The sequence below is a fragment of the Nonomuraea sp. WAC 01424 genome (assembly GCF_003947315.1).
Lineage (GTDB): Bacteria > Actinomycetota > Actinomycetes > Streptosporangiales > Streptosporangiaceae > Nonomuraea > Nonomuraea spiralis.
In genome coordinates, this window is sequence record NZ_QHHZ01000024.1 from 98,162 (window position 1) to 116,728 (window position 18,567).

Below are 18,567 nucleotides of genomic sequence, written 5' to 3' on the forward strand. Positions count from 1 at the left end.
CCGACCTCCCGGCCGATCATCCCCATAACCGGTCGTCCACGCAGACCCTGATGCCGGTGACGCCGCTGACGTGCCGCCCGCCGCACCGGTCGCCCGGCATCACCAGGTGCGGCCCCTGCTCGTCGAGGGCCTGGCAGTCCATGCCGACGGCCAGCATCGCCGGGGTGTTGCCGAACTCCGGGTCGATCTCGCCCCACGACAACACCGCGCGATGGCCGTCGCGGCCGAGTACGGAGATCAGGAAGCGCAGGCGGCCCTTGCGCTCGTCTGGGTCGAACCGCGGCCCGGCCGTCCGGAGCACGTCGATGAGCAGCGGCCCGGCGAAGTAGTGGCGGCGCGGGCCGGAGGTGCGGCACTCGAAGCTCACCGTGGTCTCCCGCTGCGGCATCGACCGGAGCGCGGCCATGCTCAGCAGGGACGGCCGGTGGACCTCACCGGTCAGCAGGACCTGGCTCTGCGTCTCCAGCGACGTGGGCTCCACCGGCCGCCTCCTTGCCCGTAGGGCCGACTGCCCGGCCCATGCCCAGCATAGGCCGACCCGCACTTGTCTGCGAGGCGCAAGCTCCTTATCCCTCGCAGATGCGATGCCGTACGGCCGCAAGCCCTCGAATCTCAGGAGGGCGACTCGTCCTCCACGGTCGCGACGTCGGCGAAGCCCGAGATCGTCAGGACGGGTTCGAGCAGGGGGTTGGCGACGAGCCGGATGCGCGAGGCGTACGTGAACAGGACGGTCAGACCGGCGCTGTCGAGGTACTCCACCTCGCTCAGGTCGACCAGCACCGTCCCCTCGCCGGTGCTGCTCAGCGCCTCCTCCAGAGCGGCGGCGTTGCTCATGTCGATCTCACCGGTGACGGCGAGGACCGCGGTGCCGTCGGGCCGCGTCGAGGCCGACAGCGTCAGAGGGGTGCTCATGAGCTGATCCTCGCATGCATGTCGACGGTGGTCCCGGCCGCGCCGGGCTGGATGGTGACCTCGTTCATCAGGGCGCGCATGAGCGCGACGCCCCGGCCGCGGTGCTGGTTCGCCTCGGGCTCCGGCGGCTTCCAGCGGCCGGAGTCGACGACGGTCAGGCGCAGGTCGCCGCCGGTCGCCACCGCCCGCAGGCGGATCGTCCGGCCGGGGGCGTCGCGGTGCCCGTGCTCGATCGCGTTGGCGCACGCCTCCCCCGCCGCCACCAGCACGTTCTGCACCAGCGTGGGGGTGAGCTGGCAGCGGGCCAGCCACTCCCGCAAGGCCGAGCGCACGGGGGCGAGCTGGCTCGACTCGGCCGGGAAGGCCACCTCCAGCGGGGCGGGCTGGCGGTAGAGCAGCAGCGCCACGTCGTCGTTGAAGCCCCCGTCGGGGGTGAGGGAGGACATGACGTCGCCGGCCAGCTCCTCGATCGGCGTGGAACGCCCGACCTGGACGGCGGCGCTGGCCTCGTCGATGCCGGCCGTCAGCGGGCGCCGCCGCCGTTCGACCAGCCCATCGGTGTAGAGCAGCAGGGTGGAGCGGGCCGGCATGGTGCACCTGGCCTCCGTCCGCCCGCGGCCCGACCGTACGGCAAGCGGGGTCGAACGGCCGCCCTCCAGCAGCTCGGTGGTGCCGTCGGCGTGGGCCAGGATGCCGGGAGGATGGCCGGCGCTGGCGTAGACGAGGTCGCCGGTGGCGGTGTCCAGGACGCCGCAGAAGGCGGTGGTGCACTTGGCGCCCGGGATGAGGGCGGCGAACCGGTCGAGCGCGGCGAACACCTGGGCCGGCCCGGCGTCCTGGAGCAGCAGGGCCCGGCAGGCGCTGCGCAGCTGTCCCATGACGGCCGCGGCCTCCAGCCCGCGTCCCACGCAGTCGCCGACGACGATCCCGATGCGCTCGCCGGTCAGGGGCACGATGTCGTACCAGTCGCCGCCGACCTCCAGCGGGCGGGTGGCCGGCTCGTAGCGCACGGCGAAGCCGCTGGGCAGCCGGGACGGGCCCAGGATGGCACGCTGGAGCGCCACGGCCGCCTCGCGCTGCCGGTCGAGCTGGCGTACCCGGTGCAGGCCCTGGCCGAGGTGGCCGGCCAGCAACGCCAGCAGGGTCTGGTCCTCGCGGGTGAACGGCCGGTTCTGGCCCAGGTCGATCCACACGGCGAGCAGGCCGTCGGGATGTTCCAGGGTGATGCCGGCGCCGTCCGTCCCGGAGGCGACCGCCCGCAGGGGCGGCTGCCCGCGCAGGGCCGTCAGCTCCGCGCGTACCTGCTCCGGCAGGTCCTGCCAGCCACCGGACGGTGCGCGGACCAGGGCGCGCGAGCCGTCGCCGGCCCAGACGACGGCCGCCACCTGCCGGGCGTGCCAGACCTCCTGAAGCGCCTCCAGCCCGCCGGCCAGGGCGTCGTCCAGGTTGTCGGCCTGGGAGACGCGCACGCTGAGCGCGGCCAGCGCGCTCTCGCGCTGCACGAGGTAGTGCTCGGCGGTGACGTCGCGCAACGTGCCCACGACGCGGCGCCGCCGGGTGTCGGGGTCGGTGACCGCGTTGAAGGTGACCGCGATCCAGACCTGGTGCCCGTCGCGGTGGGTGACGGGGATGACAGCGCTGCCCCTGCCCTCCCCGACGATCTGGCCGAACGCCTCGGCGACCAGGCCGTGGCCGTGGGGATCGCCCTCCTCGTCCGGCCACCACGGGTGCCGCGGCGTGTACGGCAGGCCCTCGGGACCGTAGCCGAGGATGTCGGTGAACGCGGAGTTGATCTCGATCACCGCGCCGTCCTCGTCGGTGACGAAGAACGCCTCCTGCAAGGAGTCGATCATGGCGTTGCGCCAGCGGGCGTGATGGTTGCGCATCCGCGCCAGCTCCACGTTCGCCCGCGCCCGCGCCAGCAGTTCGGCGGCGGAGAACGGCTTGACCAGGTAGTCGTCCGCGCCCGCAGCCAGGCCCTCGATCGAGGACTCCTGTCCGGCGCGGGCCGACAGCAGCAGCACCGGCACCCCCGCCGTACGCCGATCGGCCCGCAGCGCCGCGACCAGGGCCAGGCCGTCCAGGCGCGGCATCATCACGTCGCTGACCACGAGGTCCGGCGCGCCGGCGTGCACGGCGTCGAGGGCCGCGAGCCCGTCGCCGACGGCGGTCACCTGGTAGCCGGCCCCCCTGAGCAGCCGGACGAGGTATTCGCGCATGTCCCGGTTGTCGTCGGCGATCAGCACCCGGGCGGACGCGCCGTCGCCCGGCGCCGGGGAGCCGCCCGCGGCCGGGACGTCGGAGGCGGCCGCCCCCTCGGTGGTGTCGTCCTCGGGGAGCCAGCGCAACGCCTCCTGGACGAACGGCTCGGCGCCGGCCGTGATCGCCTCCGCGTCCCTGGCCGGTACGAGGCTGCCGGCCGGCAGATGGTCGGCGCCGAAGGGCAGCCGGAGGGTGAAGACCGTGCCCCTGCCCTCGGCGCTGTCGGCGGTGATGGTGCCGCCGTGCAGGCCGACGAGCTCCTGGACGAGCGCCAGGCCGATGCCGCTGCCCTCGTCGGAGCGCGAGCGGGCGCTCTCGATGCGGTGGAACCGTTCGAACAGGCGGGGCACCTCGTCGGCGGCGACGCCGATGCCCGTGTCGGCGACGGTCACCACGGCGTGGTCGTCCCGCTCGCCGACCGTGACGGTGATCGAGCCCTCGAAGGTGAACTTCAGCGCGTTGCTCAGCAGGTTGAGCACGACCTTCTCCCACATGCCCCGGTCGATGCAGACCGGCCGGGCCAGCGGCGGGCAGTCCACCCGGAAGTCCAGGCCGGCCTTGTCGATCGCCGAACGGAAGACGCTGGCCAGGTCGGCGGTCACCGCGGCCAGGTCCACCGGCTCGTACCGGGCCTGCATGCGGCCGGCCTCGATGCGGGAGAAGTCCAGCAGGGTGTTGACGAGCCTGCCCAGGCGCAGGGCGTTGCGGTGGACGACCTCCAGGTCCTGGCGCACCTCCGGGGCGGCCTCGGCCAGCGTGTTCCGCAGCTCCTGCACCGGGCCCATGATCAGGGTGAGGGGCGTGCGGAACTCGTGGCTGATATTGGAGAAGAAGACCGTCTTCGCCCGGTCGAGCTCGGCCAGCTCCTCGGCCCGCCGCTGCTGGGACTGGTAGCTGCGCGCGGAGGAGATGCCGGTGGCGACGTGCCCGGCGGCCAGCTCGACGAACCCGCGGTAGCCGTCGTCCAGGGGCCGGTAGCGGTTGAGCGCGGCCACCAGGAACCCGTACGGCATGCCTCCCTGCTGGAGCAGCGGCACCACCAGCGCCCGCGTGGGCGGCTGCGGCCAGTCCCCGGCCGGCAGCCCGGCGTAGGCGGCCGCGTCGAGCGGTACGAGCGCGGTCTCCCCGCGCGCGGGGGCCGCCGCGGGCCACACCGCGTCCGGGTCGCCGGGCGCGACGACGGCGGGGGCGGCCGGATGCCCGGCGGGGATCCCGGTCGCGGCGGCCAGGCGGGCCCGGCCGTCGCCGTCGAACAGGTAGGTCAGGGTGAAGGGGAGGTCATTCGGGTTCCGGTCGAGCTGGCGGCAGGCGAAGGCGAGCATCTCCCGCTCGGTGCGGACCACGCTGGGGTCGGAGCCGAGATCGCGCAGGGTGGCCATGCGCCGCTCGCCGATGACCCGGTCGGTCTCCTCGCTGACCACGCAGAGCATGCCGACGACCGAGCCGTGATCGTCGCGTAGCGGGCTGTAGGAGAAGGTGTGGTACGTCTCCTCCGGATAGCCGGCCCGCTCCAGGAACAGCAGCAGCGCCTCGTCCCAGGTCGCCTTCCCGGTGGCGAGGACGGCGTCGATCCGCGGGCCGATGTCCTCCCAGATCTCCGCCCACACCTCGCCGGCCGGCCGGCCCAGCGCCCAGGGGTACTTCTGGCCCAGCGTGTCGCGGCGGTAGGCGGCGTTGCAGAAGAACGTCAGCTCCGGCCCCCACGCCATCCACATGGAGAACCGGGACGACAGCAGGATGCTCACCGCCGTCTGGAGGCTCTGCGGCCAGTGCTCGGGCGGGCCCAGCGGGGTCGCCTGCCAGTCGACCTCGGCCAGGTCGCGGCCGACCTCGTCGTCCACGGTGAAGATCCCGGCGCCGGCCGCCGCAGGGGTGCGCTCGCCGTCGTCGTCGCGTGCCATCTGGAACCCCTTCGTTCACTGCGCTCGCGGGCCGGTCGTGCCGGGCTCGCGATGGTGCCGTCGCGGGCGTGGATCAGCAGGTCAGGTATCAGCTTGACCGTAGGTAGAATAGGGCAAACCACTCCAAGGGCCGGGCCCGCGCGCCTGCCCGGCTCGTGTTCCGGACGCCCTGTCCGTCCCCGCCCCCTCGGCGGGCGTCCCTCCGAGGAGCCTCCGTGCAGCACGACCAGGGCCTGACCATCACCTGCCGGCCGCATTCGGAACGCGTCCGCGTCCTCGCGGTGGGCGGCGACCTCGACCACCACACCTCCCCTCGCCTGCACACGGCCCTGGACGAACTCGCCCTCGCGCCGGGCGACGGACTGGTGATCGAGATGTCGGGGCTGCGGTTCTGCGACTCCACCGGCATCTCCGTCCTCGTGAGCGCCCACCGGCGGGCCCAGGACGCCGGCGCCGGCCTGGCGCTGGCCGGTCTCAGCCCCGACCTCACGCACGCCTTCAAGATCATGGGGCTGACCCGGCTGCTCTCCTTCCACGACTCCACCGACAAGGCCGTCGCCGCGCTGGGGTGAACCGCGACGGGTAACGTCTTGGTCGCTTCCGGTCCCGATCGGCCGGTGCGGGAGCAGTCTGGAGACATGTCCAACACGGACCCGGATTCCGGACGCGGGCGGGGGCGGCGTGGCGCGGTCGTCGCGGTCGCCGTGGCGATGACGGTGTTGCTGGTGGCCGGGCTGGTCGGCTTCCTCGCCGACCCGCTGGGGCTGCCGCCCGACGTCCTTTCGGTGCTGGACCAGCGGGCCAGCGTGGTGAGCATGTTCGTCGGCGCGGCCGGGCTGGTGGTCGCGGTGGCCGCGCTGGTGTCGCAGTCGCGGTCCGGGCGGGTGGACGCGGGACCGCCGCACGTACCGGAGGCCGGGGGCGCCGCTCCGGCGCCGGTCACGCAGACGCAGCTCAACCTGCCGTCGGCGGGCGGGATCGTCAACGCCGTCCAGGGCGGCACCCTGAACATCCACAACCCCGTGACCGCCGCGACCCCGCCGCCCGGTGACGGCCGGGAGCCGTCCTCGTGACCGAGCCGCCGGTCGCGGCGCAGACGCAGGTCAACGCGCCACGCGCGGGCGGGGTGGTCAACGCCGTCCAGGACGGTGTGCTGAACGTCCACCAGTGGAAACCCGCCTACCGCCTGGAGGACTTCCCGGCCGCGCCCCGACCGGTACAGGCGGCCCGCGTACGACGGCAGCCCTCGCTGCTGCTGCGCGCCGGGTACCGCGCGGTGCCCTTCAGCGGACGGGAGGACGACCTGCGCCGGTTGTCCGCCTGGCGCGACGGCGACGAGGGCCCCGGCCTGGGAGTGCGGCTGCTGCACGGGCCGGGCGGGCAGGGCAAGACCCGGCTGGCCGCCCGGTTCGCCGAGTTGTCCCGCGCGGCCGGCTGGCAGGTGTGGCAGGCCACCGCCAACGCCCCCGGCACCGCCGAAGCGCAGGCCACAGCCGACGCCCAGGTCCCGGCCGACGGGCCCGGGGTGCTGGTCGTGGTGGACTACGCCGAACGCTGGCCGGTCCCGGCCTTGTACGAACTCCTCCAGGAGCCCGCCCTGCGCACCGGCCGGGTACGGGTGCTGCTGCTGGCCCGCCCGGCCGGGGTGTGGTGGGACAGCATCGCCGCCTGGATCGACCGCGTGCTCGACACCGACGCCGACGCCCAGCCGCTGTCACCGCTGGTCGCCGGGCCGGACCTGCGGCAGCGCCTGTTCGCCGACGCCCGCGACCACTTCGCGACCCACCTCGGCCTGCCGCCCGGCCAGGCGGCCACCATCGCCCCTCCCGCCGGGCTGGCCGACGACGAGGCGTACGCGCAGGTGCTGACCGTGCACATCGCGGCGCTGGCCGCGGTCGACGCCCTGCGTCACGGTGAGGAGGAGCCGGCCGGGCCGGCGCGCGCGTCGGCGTACCTGTTGCGGCGCGAGCGCGAGCACTGGGCCGAGCTGCACCGCCGTACCCCGGAACCGCTGGCCAGCGACCCGACGGCGCTCGGGCGGGCGGTGTTCACCGCCACGTTCACCCGGCCGCTGGCCCGTCCGCACGCCCGTGCCGTCCTGCGGCTGGCCGCCCTGGCCGAGACCGTCGAACAGGCCAACACCCTGCTCGACGACCACGGCTACTGCTATCCCCCGGCGCAGCCGGGCACGGTCCTGGAACCGTTGTACCCGGACCGCCTGGCCGAAGACTTCGCCGCCCTCTCCCTGCCCGGCGCCGAGCCCGCCGTCCTCCAGCCCGACGACTGGGCCGGTCACGCCCTGGCCGGGCTGCTGGCCGTGCCCGCCGGACCGGCGGGCGAGCAGGGGCAGGCGCCGCCGTGGGTCCGTCCGGCGCTGACCATGCTGATCGAGACCGCCCGCCGCTGGCCGCACGTCGCCACCACCCAGCTCTACCCGCTGCTCGCCGCCCGTCCGGAGCTGATGCTGCACGCCGGCGGCGCGGCCCTGGCCCGCCTGGCCAACCTGCCCGGCGTGGACCCCGACCTGCTGGGGCACGTCGAGGACCATCTGCCCGCCGGCCGGCACATCGACCCGGACATCGGCATGGCCGCGCTGTCCACCCGCCTGACCGGCCACTACCTGGCCGCCACCACCGACCCGGCCGCGCACGCCGCCCTGCACGTCAATCACGCCATCCGGCTCGTCCACGCCGGTCAGCACCACGCCGCCCTGGAATCCTGTCAGCGGGCCGTCGACCTGTACCGCCGGCTCAGCGAGCACGACGAGGAGGATCGCCGTCCCGAACTGGCCGGAGCCCTGAACAACCTCGCCAACCTGCTGTCCACCGTGGGCCGCCGCGCGGAGGCCCTGCCGATCTCCGAGCACGCCGTCCGGCTCTACGGCGACCTGGCCGCCCACGACCGCGACACCTACCTGCCCGACCTGGCGATGTCCCTGACGAACCACTCGGCCAGACTCGCGGAGACGGGCCGGCTGGACGAGGCGCTGCCGGTCTCCGAGCAGGCCGTCCAGCTCTACGACGAGCTGGCCGCCCACGACCGCGACGCCTACCTGCCCGATCTGGCCATGTCGCTGAACAACCACGTCAACCGGCTGGGCGCGGCCTGGCGCCTCGACGAGGCCCTGCTGATCTCCGAGCAGGCCGTCCGGCTCTACGACGAGCTGGCCGCCCGTGACCGTGAGGCCCACCTGCCCGACCTGGCCTCGTCGCTGGACAACCGCGCGACCGTGCTGGCGGAGGCCGGACGGGTGGCCGAGGCGCTGCCGATCTCCGAACGGGCCCTCCAGCTCCGCCGCCACCTGGCCGGCGTCAACCAGGACGCCTATCTGCCCGCCCTGGCCATGTCGCTGAACAACCACGCCCTGCTGCTCGCGGACTTGGGACGGCCGGCGGAGGCGCTGCCGATGTCCGAGCAGGCCGTCCGGCTCTGCGGCGAGCTGGCCGAGCGCGACCGGGTGGCCCGCCTGCCCGACCTGGCCATGGCCCTGACCAACCACGCCATGCGGCTGACGGAGGCGGGGCGGCTGCTGGACGCGCTGCCGTACTCCGAGCAGGCCGCGCTGGCGTACGGCGAGCTGGCCGAGCTCGACCGGGAGGCCGTCCTGCCCGGTCTAGCCAGGTCGCTGAGCACCCACGCCGCCCGCCTGGCGGAGGCGGGACGGCGGGACGAGGCGCTCCCGGTCGCCGAGCTGGGCATCGGCCTCTACGACGAGCTGATCGAGGCCGACCGGTACGCCCACCTGCCCGCGCTGGCCACCTCGCTGGACAACTACGCCACCCTGCTCACCGAGACGGGACGGCCGCGGGACGCGCTGCCCGTCACCGAACGGGCCGTCCTGCTGCACGGCGAGCTGGCCGAGCTCAACCCTGACGTCTACCTGCCGGACCGGGTACGCAGCCTCGGCATCCGGGGATGGGCGCTGACCCGGGCGCACCGGTACGGCGAGGCCGTCGTCCCTCTCGTGGAGGCGCTGACCGCCTGGGAGGAGCCGCCGGGGTTCGCCCACGACCTCCTCGCCACCGTCGTCGACCTCCTGCGCACGGCACACCGGGCCGGCCCGGACGAGGTGGACACCGTCTTCGAGGCCCTGACGGGCGACACGCTGACGGAGTGGCTCGGCCCGTGACCCGGATCGGGTCGGGTCACAGGTCCGACATGCACTTGGCCAGATACTGCCCGAGCTGCGGGATACGCGCGTCGGTCAGGCGGCTGGACGGGCCGGAGATCCCGGCCGCGCCGATCAGGGATCCGCGGATCCGCACCGGCACCGCGACGCACCTGACGCCGTCGAAGGTCTCGTCCCTGTCGATCGCGTAGCGGACCTCGCGCGACTCCTCCACGCGACGCCGCAACTCGATGGGCCCCTTGGCAGCGTGCTCCGTGCCGCCCGCGTAGGACAGGCGGGCCAGGTGCGTGTCGAGGGACTCCGGATCGAGGGCGGACAGGTAGGCCTTCCCCAGCGCCGAGCAGTGCATCGGCCGGATCGTCCCTAACTGCTCGGAGACGGCCACGACGTGCCGGGTGGGGAAGAAGGCGAGGTAGACCATCGTGTCCTTCGCCGGCACCGCGAGCATCGTCGCGTCGCCGGTCTCGTCCCGTATCGAGGCGAGGACGGGGTCGATGATCTGGCTCCAGTCGGTCTCCGGCGCCTGGATCAGCCCGTAGAACTTGGCCGGGACGATCGTGTACCGCTTCGTCGCCTCGTTGCGGGCCACGTAGCCCGTGGCGACCAGTTCCCCGAGGAGCCGCAGGGCGGTGCTGCGGTTGACGTCCAGCTCGCGGGCGAGCTCGGCGGCCGTGAGCGGGTCCGCGGAAAGCAGCTCCAGCGCACGCAGCGCGCGCTGGATGGGGGAGGCGGTACGGCCCTCTCCGTCGGAGAGGTCGTTCGTACCAAGGCTCTGGTTCGTCGTCATGACAAGGATTGTCCGCCGTTCAGGCCGAAGAGTTGATCGACTGCTTCGCGGTTCGTTCTGAAGGACTTCTCGGCCTCGTCCTCCCAGCCGAAGACCTGCACGGTGAGGATGCCGTCGAACTCGACCGCCGCCAGCGCCCGGCGCACCTCGGCCCAGTCGAGCTCGCCGCGGCCGAGGTCGAAGTGCTGATGGATCCGGCACTCGACCCCGGGCGGGTTGACGATGGTGCGTCCGGGCCGGAAGGTGTCGGCGACGTGGACGTGGTCGAACTTCCCACGGGCGAGCTCCACCTGCTCGGTGACGGTGCCCTCCAGATGGTAGGCGTGGGGCACGCAGTGCAGGTAACGCAGGCGCGGGCTGCCGACCTCCTTGATCAGGTCTAGGGCGCCGGCGGTCGTCTCGATGAAGTCCCAGGGGTGCGGCTCGACGACGAGCTCGACGTCCTCGCGTTCGAGCACCGGAAGAAGGTCCTCCATCGAGCGCAGGAACGCCGCCCGGCAGGCTTCGGGCTGATCCGGATGGCCGGACAGCTCGGTGTTGACGCGCCGGCAGCCCAGCTCCACGGCGGCGGCGATGCCGTCCCGCCACCACGCGACGGCCTGCTTGCGGACGTCCTCGTCGGGGCTGGACCACGCCTGGATCACGGCGACCGAGACGATGTCGACGCCGGAGCCGTTGGCCGCGTCACGGAAACCGCGCAGCTGCTCCGCCGTGGCGTACATGGGGCCGTTCGCCGGGATGAAGTCGTCGCGGTTGCCCATCTCCAGATAGCGGTAGCCGGCCTCGGCGGTCGCGCGGGCGGCGTACTCGACCGGTTTTCCATGGAGCATCGCCGGGTCCAGAGCGATCTTCATGCCACTTCATCCTTCCAGACGCTGTCGGGGACGATGACCGCCTTGCCCGGGACCCTCTGGGCGCGCAGCGCGTCGAGCGCGTCGTTCGCCTGGGAGAGCCGCCATCGGGCGGTCTGAGGAAGTCGGATTTTCTCGGCCGCGGCCAGCGCGATGATCGACTCCAGATCCTCGCGGCGGCCCGAGCGGATGCCCCGGATGTCGGCCTCCTTGCGGGCCACGACGGCGAAGTCCACCTCCGGGACCCGCGCGTACCCGGCGAGCAGGTACGTGCCGTGCGGGTTCAGCGCGTCCAGCCCCGGCGCCATGACGGCGGGCACGCCCGTGCAGTCGATGACGGCGTCCACGGGCGCGGCGGCCTCCTCGACCGAGGCGACGACGTCGTGACCGAGGTCCCGGAGCGCCTGGCGGCGCAGCGGGTTGGGCTCGACCGCCTGGACGGGGACGCCGTGCACACGCAGCAGTTCGGCGCACAGGTGACCGATGGGGCCCGCGCCGAGGACGAGCACGCGGCGCGGATCGCGGCCCAGCGCGACCCGGACGCTGTTCGCGGCGGTCGCCCCTCCGTCGACCAGCGAGGAGGCGTCCTCCCACGACAGGCTCTGCGGCACCTCCACGAGCTGCCCCGCCCGTACGCGCAGGTAGTCGGCGTAGCCGCCCCAGACGCCGAGCACGCCGGTGATCGACACCAGGTCGGGGCACAGCCGTTCGTCGCCCGCCCGGCAGGCCGCGCACGAGCCCTCGCCGGTGAACAGGGTGATGGTGGCCCGGCGTCCCAGCCACTCCCGCGCCCCGGCTCCGGCCTCCACGACGACCCCGACCGGCTCGTGGCCGAGCACGAAGGGCGTCTCGGGCCGGTACGAGTGCCCGGCGAGGACGTGCAGGTCGGTGCCGCAGATGCCGCAGGCGTGCACGCGCAGGACGACGTCCTGGTCGGTCTCGGGCACCGGGCGCGGCACGCGCGTGACGGCGAGCCGTTCGCTCGGGATCGAGGTGGCCACGGCGGCCTGCATGGTGGCCTGCATGGTGGCCGTGGCTGGCGTTGCTCCCACTGGTCGCCTTCCTCCGGGGGGCAGGTTCGGTGTGCACACAGCATCCACAAGTGTTGCGAAATATGCAACCACTTGTCGTCACATGCAACACATGGACTTGGTTCAGCACACAGGAGATATGGAGGAAATATGCGGAAGACGGGGGTTGACATGCCCTTAAGGTCCGCCATAGCGTCGGGCACCACTAACGTCCCTTGATGCAACACAGTTCGTCTGACGCAACACTTCGCTGCTGATCACAGCGAGAAGTCGAGCCGGCTACGGCCGCTCGCGGGTGCCCGTCGTCGCCGACCTTGTGGATGAGACTTCAGGACGCGAGGAGTCACCGCCATCGAACCCCCTCCGGCAACGCAAGACGCGGAGGCTTCGTGGCTCATTTCAAGGAGGACAGGATGCTCCGACACCATCGCTCCGCAAGAGCTCTGACCGCTGTAGCCGCGGCCGCCGCCATCGGCGCCTCGGGTTGCGCGGGCTCCTCGGTCAGTACGAAGCCGGCCGCCGCGCCCACCGACGTGGGCACGTCGTGCGGCAAGTACGGCACCGTCAAGCTCACCGTCGGCATGTCGGAAGCGGGCGAGGCGATCGCCAATGGCTTCAAGGAGCAGGTGAAGTCCTTCCAGGCCGCCAACAAGAACGTCACCATCGACCTGCAGATCAAGGATTGGGCCTCCTCCGCCAGCACGATCAAGCTGGTGATGTCCGGCAACAACCCGCCCGACGTCATGCAGGGCAACTCCGGCTGGGCGATCAACGGCGCGCTGTGGAAGGCGGGCCTGCTGCTGAACCTCGACCCGTACGCGAAGGCGTTCGGGTGGGGTGAGAAGTTCCCTGAGTCCGCGTTGACGGTCAACAAGTTCACCGCCGACGGCAAGGCGCTGGGCGAGGGCAACCTCGTCGCCGTGCCGCCCGCCATCCAGTACGTCGGCGTTTTCTACAACAAGGCCGTCCTGAGCAAGCTGGGCATCGACCCCGCCACCCTCGACGACAAGGCGGCCTTCGTCCAGGCGCTCGACAAGGCCAAGGCGGCCGGCGTCACCCCCGTCATGCTCGGCGACTCGGAGAAGTGGCCCGCGCTGCACAACCTGTCGCTGTTCAACGGCTGGTACGTCGCCCCCGACGCGATCAACAACTGGGTCTACAACAAGCCCGGCAGCACGTACGACGACGACGGGCACCTGAAGGGCTCGACCGACTTCCGTACCTGGATGGAGAAGGGCTACTTCAACTCCGACGCGCTGGCGTCCAGCTTCACCGACGCCACCAACCGGTTCGGCAAGGGGCAGTCCGCCTTCTTCGTCACCGGCTCCTGGGCGCTGGGCGACGTCGGCAAGGCCCTGGGCGACAACGCCGGCTTCATGCTCTTCCCCGCCGGTGACAGCGGCAAGCACGCCGCCGTCGGCGGCTACAGCCTGCCTTTCAGCATCTCCGCCAAGACCAAGTACCCCGACTGCGCGGCGGCGTTCATCGACTACGTGACCGCCGGTGACGAGGCCATCGCGGCCCAGATCGCGGCCGGCCGTCCCTCGGCGACCAAGGCGGGCGTCAACGCCAAGATCGACGACCCGCTGCTCAAGCAGATGGTCACCGCCTACGAGCGGCTCTCGTCCGAGAACGGCCTGTTCACCTGGGAGGACTGGCCCACCCCGACGATGCTGACGTTCCAGGGCGCCGAGGCCCAGCGGCTGCTGTCGGGCGAGATCACGCCGAAGCAGTACAACGAGTCGGTCCAGAAGAACTGGGCCGACTACATGAAGACCCGTTCCTGACTCATCGGGCGGCTCGCCGGCCCTCACCGGCGGGCGAGGCGCCCGACCCGTTCCCCCTCCCGACGGTGCCCGGGGGGCACCGCCATGCGAGAAAGGCCATTCGTGGACAAGGTCATCATCACGGTAACCGTCGACAGTTCGATGTCGTATCCCGGTTTCAAGGGCATGCCGAAGATCGACGACGTGCCCGCCGTCGCCGGCGAGTACGTACGGGCCATCGACTCCGGCGCGTCGCTCGTCCACCACCATGGCGTGCACTACCTGGAGGACTCGATCCAGGAGGACGGCCGGCAGCTCTCCCGTACCGACTACGACGGCTGGGCCGACCTCACCGACCGCATCCGCGCCGAGCGCGACGCCATCATCCAGTTCGGCATCGCCAGCGCCCGGCTGGAGGAGAAGGTCACGCTGATGAAGCTGCGCCCGGACATGATGTCCTACGCCTTCAACGTGCACGACGAGTACTTCCGCCCCGACCCCGCCTACCCGGCCAACGAGCAGTACGCGATCCACACCCGCCCCGAGCTGGAGGCCTTCTGCAAGGCGGCCAAGGAGCACGGCGTCAAGCCCGAGGTCGAGTCCTTCTACACCGGCGCGTTCTGGAACCTGGAGTTCATCCGCGACCAGGGCCTGCTCGACGACCCGGTCTGGACGACGCTGTTCCTCGGCTGGCCCGGCGGCGCCTGGACGCCCCCCACCGAGGACTCGCTGCTGTACCTGGTCAGGCACCTGCCGCCCAGGGTCAACTGGAACGTCAGCGTGATGAACCCGAAGATGCAGTGGCGCCTGCTGGCCATGGCCATGAGCCTCGGCGGCCACGTCCGGGTCGGCTGGGAGGACAACCCGTACCTGCCGGACGGGTCGGAGTCGCGTTCGAACGCCGAGCTCGTGGACGAGATCGTCAAGATCGCCCACCTCATGGGCCGCGAAGTGGCGACCCCCGACGAGGCCCGCGAGATCATCGGCCTCCCCGCACGGTCGGAAGGGACCCAGCCGGCGGCCACCGCCGGGCAGAGCGCCTAAGACTCCTCAGGACACGCCACGACGCGGCGGTGCGGTGCGGGTCACCGCACCGCACCGGTCGCGCAACGTAGGGAAGTAGATCGCACATGGCCGTCACGGTCACCACAGACGCCGGCCCGGCGACGCCGTCGCGCAGGCGACCCCGCCGGGGGCTCCGGCGGGGCGAGGTCCGCGGGATGCCGTACCTGCTCATCCTGCCCGGCTTCATCTTCTACGCGCTGTTCGTCCTCGTTCCCATCGCCGACACGGTTCGCCTGTCGTTCCTCGAATGGGACGGGCTCTCCCCCCAGACGTGGGTGGGCCTGGACAACTACCTCCAGGTGCTGACCGATCCGAACACCTGGACGTCGTTGCGGGTCTCGCTCGTCTTCGTCGTCTTCAGCTGTGTGCTGCCGGTCGTGATCGCCCTGCTGCTCGTGGGCATCATCGCCCGGACCCGGATCCGGGGGCTGAGCTTCTTCCGGTTCGTGTTCTTCCTGCCGTACACGATCGCCCTCGCGGTGGTCGCGATCGCCTGGCGCTGGCTGTACTCGCTGGACGGTTCCCTGAACGCGATCATCGAGGCCGTCTTCGGCCCCGACTTCGTCCGGCCGTTCCTCGGCGACGCCGGCCTGGCGCTGCCCGCGCTGGGGATCGTCGGGTTGTGGGCGACGTTCGGCTTCGTCGTGGTCATGCTGCTCTCCGGTACGCAGCACATCCCGAAGGAGCTGTACGAGGCGGCGCGCATCGACGGCGCGGGACCGGTGCGGGAGTTCTTCACCGTGACCCTGCCCGGCATCCGCCACGAGCTGCGCGTGTCGCTGGTGATGACCCTCACCCTGTCGCTGCGCATCTTCGACCTGCCCCTCATGGCGACGCAGGGCGGCCCCGGCTACGCCACGACCACGCCGTCCCTGATGATGTACCGCGACGTGTTCGTCAATGGCCAGATCGGCCCGGGAGCGGCCATCGCCGTGCTCCTCACCCTGGTCATCTTCATCGGCGTCGGCCTGGTCAACCGGCTCGTCAGATCGGAATAACACGATGATCTCACGCCGCAGCAACACCATGTCGTACGTGGTCCTGCTCCTGTTCGCGGCCTTCGCGATCTACCCCTTCATCTCCACGACGCTCGTCGCCTTCAACCCGCCGGACGCCTCCGTCAGCGGGCTGGCCTGGCCGAGCCAGTGGTCGCTGGACAGCTTCATCAGCGCGTGGAACAACCCGGACGCGGGCATCGGGCGCTCGCTGCTCAACAGCATCCTGCTGTCCGGCGTCGTCGTGAGCGTGTCGGTCTTCTTCTCGATCCTTACCGGCTACGCGTTCGGCACGATGAAGTTCCGCGGCTCGTCGCTGCTGTTCCCGCTGTTCGTCCTCGGGCTGATCGTGCCCTACGAGGCGACCGTCATCCCGCTGTACTACCAGTTCAGGTCCTTCGACCTCATCGACACCTACTGGTCGATGATGTTGCCGTGCATCGGCGGCTCGATGGCCTTCGGCACGTACTGGATGACGTCGTTCTTCAAGTCGTTCCCCCGCGAACTGCTGGAGGCGGCGCGGACGGACGGGTCGAACCGGTGGCAGACGCTCTGGCGGGTGATCGTGCCCACGGCCAGCTCGCCGATCTTCGCCCTGGCCACCATCCTGTTCATCTGGACCTGGAACAACCTGCTGCTCGCGGTCGTCATGATCTCGCAGCCGGAGCTGCGGATGGTTCCCGCCGCGCTCAACTTCTTCGTCGGCCTGCAGTACGGCAGCAACTACCAGATCACCTGCGCGGCGGCGATCATGGTCGCGCTGCCGGTCATGATCGTGTACTACCTCCTCCAGCGCCGGTACGGCGCCGACGTCCTCGCCGGCTCGCTCAAGGGCTGAGGCCCGCGGCACCGGTCGCCACCAACCATCCATTCGTCACATCCTTTACTGGAGAATCACATGACAGTGTCGAAGCCGGGCGTCGGCATCGCGGGTCTCGGACTGATCTCGAAGACCCACGCGGCGGCCTACAAGCGGATGTCCGACGTGGTCGACCTCGTGGCCGGCTGCGACGTCAACCCCGAGGCGACGGCGGCCTTCACGGCCGAGTTCGGCGCCAAGACGTACACCGACCTCCAGGACCTGATCGACGACCCGCGGGTCGACGTGGTGGACCTGATCCTGCCGCACCACCTGCACTACGACGCCGCGATGGCGGTGCTGGACGCCGGCAAGCACCTGATCCTCGAAAAGCCTGTCGCGCCCACGTACGAGCAGTCGGTGGCCATCCAGCGGCGGGCGGCCGAGGCCGGCGTGCACTTCATGGTCGCGGAGAACAGCCGCTACATCGCCGCCTACCAGGCCGTGCACCGGCTCCTGCGCGAGGGCGCCATCGGCGAGGTCATCCACGCCAGGACGTACCTGCGTTCCAACGAGAAGGCCCACCTGTCGATGCCCGGCTACTGGAGGACCCAGTTCAAGCTCGGCGGCGGCCTGGTCATGGACACCGGCGCCCACTCGTTCTACCTGCTCAAGTGGCTGCTCGGCGAGTTCGACGAGCTGACCGGCGTCTCCAAGAAGGTGTTCCCGCTCGACAACGAGATCGAGGACACCGCCGAGGTGTATGGCCGCATGCGCAGCGGCGCCCACTTCTCGTGCGGGTTCACCTCGGTGTCCGAGGTGCCCCACAGCGAGCGCCTGGAGCTGTTCGGCACCGAAGGCGGCATCCTCGTCGACCAGATGTCCGACCCGGTGGTCAAGGTCTTCCGCGGTCAGCACGACTTCCTGGGCGAGGCGATCACCGAGGTCCCCTTTGGCCCCGACGCCTGGCACCCCGGCGGCTGGCACTACGAGTCCGTGATCACCGAGGTCACCGACTACGTGCAGTCGCTGGTGGAGGGACGGCCCCCGCTGATCGACTCCGGCGACACCGTGTACGCCATGCGCGTCGTCGAGGCCGCCTACGAGTCCATCCAGTCCGGGAAGACCGTCACCCTCCCGGCCTGACGCCCCTCCGGCGGCACCGCTCCCCCGATCGACCCCCACACCAGAAGCTGGACCTGTTCATGAGACTCATGCGTATCGGCGCCCCCGGCGCCGAACGTCCGGTCGTCGCGATCGACGACGAGACCTACGTCGACGTGTCCGACGTGGTCACCGACTTCGACGGCGCCTTCTTCGCCGCCGGCCTGGACACGCTCGCGGCGACCGTCGCCGAGCGCGTGGCCGCGGGCGCGGCCCGCCGTTTCGCCGGTGAGCGCGTCGGCGCGCCGATCGCCCGCCCCCACCAGATCCTGTGCGTCGGCCTGAACTACGCCGACCACGCCGCCGAGTCGGGCCAGGAGCCGCCGGCCGAGCCGATCGTGTTCACCAAGGCACCGAACACGCTGGTCGGGCCGGACGACGACGTGCACATCCCGCGCGGGTCCTCGGCCACCGACTGGGAGGTGGAGCTCGGCGTCGTGATCGGCACCCGGGCCCACTACCTGGACAGCGACGAGGAGGCGCGCGCCGCGATCGCGGGATACGTGCTGGTCAACGACGTCAGCGAGCGCGACTTCCAGCTGCGCCACGGCGGCCAGTGGGTCAAGGGCAAGTCGGCCCCGACGTTCAACCCGTGCGGACCCTGGCTGGTCACGCCGGACGAAGCGGGCGACGTCACCAGCCTCGGCATGTGGCTCGACGTCAACGGCGAGCGCCGCCAGACCGGCTCGACGGCCCACATGTTGTTCGACCCCGTCTTCATCGTCCGCTACCTGAGCCGGTTCATGGTCCTCGAACCCGGCGACCTGATCAACACGGGCACGCCCGCGGGCGTCGGCATGGGCTTCGACCCGCCGGTCTACCTGAAGCCGGGCGACCGGATGGAGCTCGGCATCGACGGGCTGGGCCGCCAGACCCAGACCGCCGTCGCCGCCCCCTGACCGGCG

At 71.6% G+C, this 18,567-nt stretch carries 15 protein-coding genes; 9 read left to right on the plus strand and 6 right to left on the minus strand.

Features of this window, described 5'->3' with window-relative positions; genetic code table 11:
* Positions 1-16 precede the first annotated feature (16 nt).
* The 3 genes from DMB42_RS46860 to DMB42_RS46870 form a co-directional block, all read right to left on the minus strand.
* On the minus strand, positions 17-481 hold the full coding sequence (locus tag DMB42_RS46860; protein WP_125646718.1) for a molybdopterin-dependent oxidoreductase: 465 nt from the start codon (positions 479-481) through the stop codon (positions 17-19).
* Positions 482-612: 131 nt separating this feature from the next.
* Positions 613-912: an STAS domain-containing protein gene (locus DMB42_RS46865; RefSeq protein ID WP_125646721.1), complete on the minus strand. Its 300-nt coding sequence runs from the start codon at positions 910-912 to the stop codon at positions 613-615.
* Complete coding sequence (locus DMB42_RS46870; protein WP_125646724.1) at positions 909-5,075, minus strand: SpoIIE family protein phosphatase; 4,167 nt, start codon at positions 5,073-5,075, stop codon at positions 909-911. The genes DMB42_RS46865 and DMB42_RS46870 overlap by 4 nt, the downstream gene beginning before the upstream one ends.
* A 215-nt stretch (positions 5,076-5,290) precedes the next feature.
* Here DMB42_RS46870 and DMB42_RS46875 point away from each other — a divergent pair, with 215 nt between their 5' ends.
* The 3 genes from DMB42_RS46875 to DMB42_RS46885 all read left to right on the plus strand — a co-directional run bounded on the left by DMB42_RS46875 (position 5,291) and on the right by DMB42_RS46885 (position 9,204).
* Positions 5,291-5,647 (plus strand): STAS domain-containing protein, encoded by a 357-nt coding sequence (locus DMB42_RS46875; protein ID WP_125646727.1) that lies wholly within the window; start codon positions 5,291-5,293, stop codon positions 5,645-5,647.
* A gap of 66 nt (positions 5,648-5,713) precedes the next feature.
* Positions 5,714-6,148, plus strand: a complete 435-nt coding sequence (locus tag DMB42_RS46880) for a hypothetical protein (protein ID WP_125646730.1) — start codon at positions 5,714-5,716, stop codon at positions 6,146-6,148.
* Positions 6,145-9,204, plus strand: a complete 3,060-nt coding sequence (locus DMB42_RS46885; RefSeq protein ID WP_125646732.1) for a tetratricopeptide repeat protein — start codon at positions 6,145-6,147, stop codon at positions 9,202-9,204. Before DMB42_RS46880 ends, DMB42_RS46885 begins: the two co-directional genes overlap by 4 nt.
* A 16-nt stretch (positions 9,205-9,220) precedes the next feature.
* Here DMB42_RS46885 and DMB42_RS46890 read toward each other — a convergent pair whose 3' ends face one another.
* The 3 genes from DMB42_RS46890 to DMB42_RS46900 are packed head-to-tail and all read right to left on the minus strand — an operon-like array spanning position 9,221 to position 11,894.
* Positions 9,221-9,991 (minus strand): IclR family transcriptional regulator, encoded by a 771-nt coding sequence (locus DMB42_RS46890; RefSeq protein WP_125646735.1) that lies wholly within the window; start codon positions 9,989-9,991, stop codon positions 9,221-9,223.
* A complete protein-coding gene (locus tag DMB42_RS46895) occupies positions 9,988-10,845 on the minus strand; it encodes a sugar phosphate isomerase/epimerase (RefSeq protein ID WP_125646738.1) in 858 nt (285 codons plus the stop codon). Before DMB42_RS46895 ends, DMB42_RS46890 begins: the two co-directional genes overlap by 4 nt.
* Complete coding sequence (locus tag DMB42_RS46900; RefSeq protein ID WP_125646741.1) at positions 10,842-11,894, minus strand: alcohol dehydrogenase catalytic domain-containing protein; 1,053 nt, start codon at positions 11,892-11,894, stop codon at positions 10,842-10,844. The genes DMB42_RS46895 and DMB42_RS46900 overlap by 4 nt, the downstream gene beginning before the upstream one ends.
* Positions 11,895-12,286: 392 nt before the next feature.
* Here DMB42_RS46900 and DMB42_RS46905 point away from each other — a divergent pair, with 392 nt between their 5' ends.
* From DMB42_RS46905 to DMB42_RS46930, 6 genes are all read left to right on the plus strand, one after another.
* Entirely contained in the window at positions 12,287-13,660 is a 1,374-nt protein-coding gene (locus DMB42_RS46905; protein ID WP_185845234.1) for an ABC transporter substrate-binding protein, read from the plus strand.
* Between the two features lie 102 nt (positions 13,661-13,762).
* Positions 13,763-14,683 (plus strand): 3-keto-5-aminohexanoate cleavage protein, encoded by a 921-nt coding sequence (locus DMB42_RS46910; RefSeq protein WP_185845235.1) that lies wholly within the window; start codon positions 13,763-13,765, stop codon positions 14,681-14,683.
* An 86-nt stretch (positions 14,684-14,769) separates the two neighbouring features.
* Entirely contained in the window at positions 14,770-15,702 is a 933-nt protein-coding gene (locus DMB42_RS46915; protein ID WP_125646750.1) for a carbohydrate ABC transporter permease, read from the plus strand.
* A gap of 4 nt (positions 15,703-15,706) precedes the next feature.
* On the plus strand, positions 15,707-16,537 hold the full coding sequence (locus tag DMB42_RS46920; protein ID WP_185845236.1) for a carbohydrate ABC transporter permease: 831 nt from the start codon (positions 15,707-15,709) through the stop codon (positions 16,535-16,537).
* A gap of 60 nt (positions 16,538-16,597) precedes the next feature.
* Positions 16,598-17,644, plus strand: a complete 1,047-nt coding sequence (locus DMB42_RS46925) for a Gfo/Idh/MocA family protein (protein WP_125646756.1) — start codon at positions 16,598-16,600, stop codon at positions 17,642-17,644.
* 59 nt (positions 17,645-17,703) lie between these two features.
* Positions 17,704-18,561: a fumarylacetoacetate hydrolase family protein gene (locus DMB42_RS46930; protein ID WP_125646759.1), complete on the plus strand. Its 858-nt coding sequence runs from the start codon at positions 17,704-17,706 to the stop codon at positions 18,559-18,561.
* Positions 18,562-18,567: the final 6 nt, after the last annotated feature.